Here is a 6471-nt window from a genome sequence, read left to right as displayed (position 1 = left end):
GTGGCGGTTTCCGTCTGGACGCCCTGCACTGTCACGCCGTTAGCCTGCAGCCACGCCTCCACGGACTGCATCTTGGCGGCCTCGGTCCATCGAAAGCCTTGCCAGGTGGCATCGGCTTTTTGTGCGCTCCCGACAATGACCTTACCGTCACGGCTAATGCCGTAGGCCCAAGACTGTTTGCCACCTAGTGTGCCTAAAGCTTCCAGCGTGTTGGCACTCTCAGTCCAACGAAAGGCATGCTCCTCCGTACCCTTCGTAGAAGTACCAACCACCACCTTGCCATCCCCACTCACCGCGTAGGCTCTGGACTCGTTATCTCCAGACAACACGCCCAACGACGTAATACCCGTGCCGGCTGTCCATCGAAAGGCGAGCTCAGGCCCCGTGTCATTATAAAAGCCTACCACCACCGAACCGTCATCATTGGCCCCTGTACCGCTTGAGTAAGACCTCGCGCCAAGATCCTGAAAGCCGGAGGCCACCGTCCAACGGTATGCGAGCTCATACCCGTCTGATCTACGGTAAAGTCCAACAATCACTTGCCCATCACCACTGACTGCCGAAGCTAAGGAGCGGCCTGTCCCAGCCGGGAAACCATTGAGAAACTGGATGCCCTTGGCGGCAGTCCATCGAAACGCCTGCTGGTTTTGGCTCCCGTTCGTTGCAGCACCGACCACGACACTTCCATCGGTGTTGGTCCCCCCTATGCTGAAGTCGTCCGAACTGGTGACGCCCCCGAGATCCTGCGCCCCACCCGAGAGCGTCCAACGAAAGGTGCGGAAACTCGTGCCTGAACGATTGGTCCAAGTCACCACGTTGTCGTCAGCGCTCACGTTGACTTCTCTCACGTCCATCCCCGTTCCGAGACCCGTAATACCAGCGCTTTGCGCTGCCGCGAGCACGGGAACGGCCAAACTGACACTCAGCGCACACGCGCTTAATCGGTGGCGGACCGTCAAACGATGCTTGGAAGAGGGGCTGAGGGGGCAAGACGGACGAAAACGCATGAGCAATTTGACGTGATGGAATAGGAGATCAGCAAAAAACACGCATCGCCTAAAGAAAATCACCTCGAGGGTGATTGACGACGCGCCGCCGGAAAAAGATAGGCCGTACAACAAAACGCAGAAATCGAGTGCTGTACCGAGGATGGAGAAGCCTCACAGATTTCTCCTCGATGCGCACTTACGCAGGCCACAAATGACTGATCGGCCGTGCCACTGACGCATTCGGCCCAGATAAACTCACGATTAGCAACGACCAATTGCATTTCAATCAATTTAACAACAAAATGAAACAATCAAATCACAAATTATCTATTTCCCCTCAACGAATTCGATCACGTAAAAACAGCGTCCGATAATTTTATTCACGTAAGCAAATAATATGCGTAAAAATGGAGTATCCGCAGAACAGTACCCCCCCATAACGAAGCCATCGGAGCAAGTCTTATCACTCGATACGTGATTTTGTTTTAAGAAATCGTCAGAATTTGGCCTCACAATGTACATCCCCGCATCCTCGGGAAGCAATTGCTCGAAGTGCAGAACTTCAGAAAATGAAGTACCATGACCTGCAATTAAAACAATAACCACCAATATTCGAATCGTAAAAATTAATCTGCGAAATAGTTTCATCGCACAAGTCACCCGTGAAATCTTTGATAATTCCCGTCATTCGAGGGCAGAATATTTTCAAAAAAATTCTACATTAAGTTAGCTCAATAATGAGCTCACCGGATTGTCAGTGAAATAGAAAAAAATCTAAATTTCATGATGCGTTTATTAACCCACAATTCGATCTGAATTGTGGCCATGGATATTTCATATATTCCCGAGTTGATTTCAAATTACGAGAAGCGTAGGACAACGGAAGAGAAGTTATAAGGACGTGACGTTTTTCGGGCTGTGGATTGCCACCATCTTGTGGACTGGCGAAGGATACAAGCGACATAACTTCCGGGTCGACGTCAAGCGACGCCTCATTGAGCAGTCATATGAATCGGGCGTGTCGACGGCGCTAATCGCCCGGGCCAACACCATCAACGTACTTTAAGTGACACCGGCAATATCTGGCCGACGCGTATGGACCGATGTCCCTGCCGGGGTGCGCGGCGACGGCCGTTCATTCAGAGGCCGTCGTAGCGATACGTTGAAAGTGCTGTGGTCCACAGCCAACGGTTTGTGCCTGCCGTCCAAGGACTCGAAGACGTGCGCTTCGTTTGGCAGGAGGCCGAGAGCGGCAAAATCCATCTAAGCACGGCGCCACTTTCGATGTTGTAAGCCGCGCAGAGGATCCGTAGGCTGTACCGTATGTCGAACGGCCTGATGATGTTGAAACCCCGCGAGCCTTGCTGGCCAAAGCGCGAGTCCGAGCAGTTGGTCCGGGTAGCGGCCATGTTCAAGGTGATTCGCACGATCTGGCACAAGACGGTCTGTCCGTGTGGCCAACGCATCTCGCTGGCACCGATGCCGGGGCTGCCGATCGCGCGCAGCATTCGCATCCGAGCCTGTTGGTCGATATCCCGGTGGCGAAGTACGCCGACCGTACCCTGTTGTACCGGCAGTCGCAGATCGCCGAACGTGACGGTGTCAAACTCGATCCGGGCAGCGGCGATGTAGGCTTGATCGGGACCTGCACGCTCAACGGGATCAACCCGCGTGCTTACCTCGAGTATGCCCTGCCCCATAGTCGGCTCCATATCCCTGTTATGGTGACCGTCGGCGCAGGTCCAGAAGAAGTCGTCAAGCCTGTCGATGCCGCGAAAGGTCACGTGCGAATCGTTGCACTGTTCACGCACCCTTGCCGCAGGCAGGCATCACTCCATTGAAAACTGCGCAATTGTTTCTCGCGCACAGTACGCTCGCACCTGCGATGCGTCGGAGGCATTGTGCCGGTTGGCGTCAAGACAACGCCTGTAGGTGTCCACGTATTGAATGAATCGCACACGCCCGTTAATGGGATTGGTGCTCGCTGGAGAGTCCATCGCATACAGGCGCTCAACGAAGCTTCTCGGGCCAACTTCGAAGTGCTGATAATCGAGCGGATCATTCCAGTATCCGCCCCAGGTCAGAAAGCCATAGTAGGCAAACAGATCGGCCACCGATTCAGCCATGCCCCGACGGTAAAAACCGTCTTCGTCGGGGCGTGCCCGATAGATGTTTCGATTGAGGTAGTTGTTGTTCGCGTTAGACGATGCGGCTGGACGAATCAAGGCAGTGCCCGGCTTTCCTGGTACGACCATTCCGTGCGCGATACTTCCCAAGGGATCTTCTTGCTGATTGGGATAAATCACAGGGTTCTGCAGTGGGTTGAGATCGATGGCAACACCATAAGCATGCAGAGACCAACCGCTGCTTGTTACCGTCCGGCGGCCATTGAACGCAGACGTGTTATTGTCGTTCATAGAGGCGATGTCATCACCTTTGTATTCCTCCAACGGCCTTGATTTTTTAATATAGAAGCCTCGCTCTGAAAGGTCATGCATCAATTTGGCGACTTCCGGGGCGATCAAGTCGAGTACCACGATTTTTCCGTCTGTCTTGAGCATTTCGTCTGAGGAGTAGCTGAAGAGTATGGCCCTCAGGCGTTTGCAGGCGACCGGATTGTCAGGCTGCCAGGTGTAATTTTGCGCCATGATTTCGCAGTCACGGTCAGTGATCGGTTCGATGGTTGGAAAACTTGGGCCGGCGGTATGCGCGTGTGTGACGACTGCTAACGTCGCCAACAAGATTGTTGCGGTGACTACCCCAATCATGTATCGCATTAATAATCCTCCGAGTTGCTTTATCGAAATCACCGCCGCAGACAGTATTGATGCGGCCTGACCTCCGTTGAACGCTGGCGTGGCACTTAAATGTAATCTCGGTACGCTCTTTTGCCTGGACAAGTGCGGGACACTGTGTGACTTCGGTGAAAGCTGCCCCGCATTGCTTTTCCTCGTGCGAGCGGTGAGACCCATTGCGTTTCGGTCAGGCTTGCGCGTCGTTCTCAGGGGGCTGTTCGCCCGAGAACTAACTGCCAGGAAAATGAGGCAGTGTGTCACCTCATGCAGTATGTGGACGCGATTGCTTTCACATTATCGGCATAGGAGGAGCCCCCGAAAGGATTCATCATCCGAGGAGCTCCACCGCACCAGTGCGCAGACGGTAGACACCCCCGACTATTCTCAGACGCCCCGATTTTTCGGCTTCTTGAATGATCGCCGACTGTTCGCGTAGATTGACCATGCTATCGCGAACGTTCTGCGCGATCGCCGCATCCAGCAGGTTAACAGCTTTGCCTTTTACCTTGTTCACCGCTGGCAGAATTTTTGTCGTCAGCGACTGTATCTTTCCGGGATAGGTCGTCCCCTTCGTTGAGACATTGATCGCTGCGTCCACTGCGCCGCATTTGTCGTGACCGAGCACAAAAATAACTGGCACGTTCAAAACCGCGACAGCATATTCAAGGCTACCCATAACGTCGTCGTTCACTAAATTGCCTGCGACACGCACGACAAACAGATCGCCTCGCGTACTATCGAACGCGTATTCTGGCGCGATCCGTGAGTCTGAGCAGCTCAGCACGGCAGCGTAAGGATTCTGCCCATGGTTGAGTGCCTCCCGTTCGCTAGCAAAATCGTGACGCCGGGTCCCCCCCGATACATACCGCCCATTTCCATCCATCATGTGCCTTACCGCATCATCAGGTGACAATTTATTTTGCGGCTTGGGAAGCGCGGTGACCTCCGCTGCGACCGCAGGATGGCCGAACATCACGCTACCGATGGCGGCAGCGAATGCCACCGCGCCCGTCTTGTGCAGGAACAATCGACGAGTCGATGCCCCCGTAACTTCCATACAGGTTTTTGAATCACACATTCGTCGCTCTCCAACAAATTATGCGCACAGTTTTCGATCACCCAACAATCATGGACTTGCTGGTGTTTTGGCTAGTGGACGCTAACGTGTAGTTAGCGGTATCGGTCAATGTTGTTGTCAAATTGACCCGCTGTTTCCTCGGATTGGGATTACTAAACACACCCGTCGTGTTCGCAAGACCTGCTACGAAGTGAGTCAGAGTCGCGCCATTGGCTGTCACATTCGGCAACCAGGACTCTGGCGCGTCGTGGTGCCGTCATAGACCGTTGTTCCATGGCTACGCGCCCGGGACGGTGACATTGGCTTCCCCGATGATTGCGTTGGTCACGCGCTGGCAACCGGGCGCCAGCGTATAGTTCACCGTGTCTCCAAGGATTGTTTTGAGCTTGACGGTTCGAGAGCCGCCCCCCCCGGATCTGCAAAGGATCCACTAACCGTGTAATCCCCAAACGCTGTCGACGAGGTCAACGAACCGTTGGCTGCGGATGCATTGCCCAATTGTGCGGTGGCTGTGCCTTGACTGGAGATATCGACGTTAGTCGTCGTGTCATAGACCTTATTGCTTGCCGACAGGCCGGAAATTGTCACGCTGGCCTTCTCGATTATCGCAATGGCCGTGCGCTGGCTCCCTGAGGTCAACGTACAGTTGGTGGTATCCGAAAGTGCGCTTATTCCTCCGGTGTTTATGTTATTGCCAAGACTAACGGTCGTATTCACACCGCTTTGCGTAACATTACCCGTACTGCGGTTTCCAAGCGCTATGCTAATGACGGTGGTGTTTCCGCTCGCCTGATTAAATACGAGATTGCCGTAATTCCATAGGCCGCCGGCGCCGGAGAGTGCCGCCAGTGCACCATTGGCGGTACCATTACCGACCTGAAGGGTCCCATTTACCGCAGTACTCACCCAACCAGACCCGGAGATAGCCCCTCCGGCAACGACCAATGTACCGTTGTTAATTGAGGTGTTGCCCGAGTACGTATCATTGGCACCGAGTGTGACGGTCCCGGTGCCATTGACATTCAGATCACCCGTGCCGGAGATCACGCCATTCATCTGGCCAATGCCAGAGATATTGAGCGTCAGGCCTCCTGTGGTCGAAATCGTGCCACCTGCCAATGAGCTCAGATTGGTCGCATTCAGATTGAGTCGGGCGTTGCTCCCCCCCCGAAAGAAGAATCGGTGCGGCCAGCGAAATGTTCCTGTCGGCAATGAGCGTGAGAGAACCGTTGCCGGTGCCAGTAATACCGGCATTGACGGTGATGTTGCCCCCGGCGGTACCGGTGCTGTTGGTGGTGACGGTGACGTTCGCACCGCTATTCAGACCACTCTCGATCGATGCGTTGGTGATCACGGCATCGTTGCCGCTCACGCCCCAGACGTTCGAGCTATTCGTGGCGTTGACAGTCGCATTTGTGCTGATCGTGACATCGGTTGGATCAATCAACCACTCACCGGCCTTGCCCGCGCTGGTCGCATTCACCTTGCCGAGCATCGTGAGCGTCTTGGCCGAGGTTTCAACAAAACCACCGTCACCTTTCGAGCTTCCAATACGAATCAGCGCGCTCTCGCCAACAACGGTCCGATTGGCAAACCCAATGTTCGCTAC

General features: G+C 54.3%; 3 protein-coding genes and 3 pseudogenes. 1 reads left to right on the top strand and 5 read right to left on the bottom strand.

From position 1 onward, the window contains the following. A pseudogene (locus ACIQWO_RS27220) lies at window positions 1-854 on the bottom strand (autotransporter); the annotation flags it as partial. Window positions 855-2369: 1515 nt separating this feature from the next. On the opposite strand from ACIQWO_RS27220, the pseudogene ACIQWO_RS27215 reads away from it, so the two are divergent. Further along, window positions 2370-2701 (top strand): annotated as a pseudogene (locus ACIQWO_RS27215) (IS66 family transposase); the annotation flags it as partial. A gap of 117 nt (window positions 2702-2818) precedes the next feature. Here ACIQWO_RS27215 and ACIQWO_RS27210 read toward each other — a convergent pair. From ACIQWO_RS27210 to ACIQWO_RS27195, 4 genes and pseudogenes are all read right to left on the bottom strand, one after another. After that, window positions 2819-3766, bottom strand: coding sequence for a M15 family metallopeptidase (locus tag ACIQWO_RS27210; protein WP_402830823.1), 948 nt, complete (start codon window positions 3764-3766; stop codon window positions 2819-2821). 346 nt (window positions 3767-4112) lie between these two features. Next, window positions 4113-4862, bottom strand: coding sequence for a carbonic anhydrase (locus ACIQWO_RS27205; protein ID WP_402830822.1), 750 nt, complete (start codon window positions 4860-4862; stop codon window positions 4113-4115). Between the two features lie 357 nt (window positions 4863-5219). Further along, window positions 5220-5918: a hypothetical protein gene (locus tag ACIQWO_RS27200; protein ID WP_402830821.1), complete on the bottom strand. Its 699-nt coding sequence runs from the start codon at window positions 5916-5918 to the stop codon at window positions 5220-5222. Next, window positions 5890-6471 (bottom strand): annotated as a pseudogene (locus tag ACIQWO_RS27195) (hypothetical protein); the annotation flags it as partial. The gene ACIQWO_RS27200 and the pseudogene ACIQWO_RS27195, both read right to left, overlap by 29 nt.

It is taken from the genome of Pandoraea sp. NPDC090278 (assembly GCF_044772185.1).
Taxonomy (GTDB): domain Bacteria; phylum Pseudomonadota; class Gammaproteobacteria; order Burkholderiales; family Burkholderiaceae; genus Pandoraea.
The sequence above is the reverse complement of the archived record's forward strand: the minus strand, read 5'-3'. Positions and strand labels throughout refer to the sequence as shown.

What these genes read in the sequence shown, in the direction of transcription:
- ACIQWO_RS27210 (WP_402830823.1), bottom strand. Translation starts at nt 3,766, where the DNA reads ATGCGATACATGATTGGGGTAGTCACCGCAACAATCTTGTTGGCGACG.
- ACIQWO_RS27205 (WP_402830822.1), bottom strand. Translation starts at nt 4,862, where the DNA reads ATGTGTGATTCAAAAACCTGTATGGAAGTTACGGGGGCATCGACTCGT.
- ACIQWO_RS27200 (WP_402830821.1), bottom strand. Translation starts at nt 5,918, where the DNA reads ATGAATGGCGTGATCTCCGGCACGGGTGATCTGAATGTCAATGGCACC.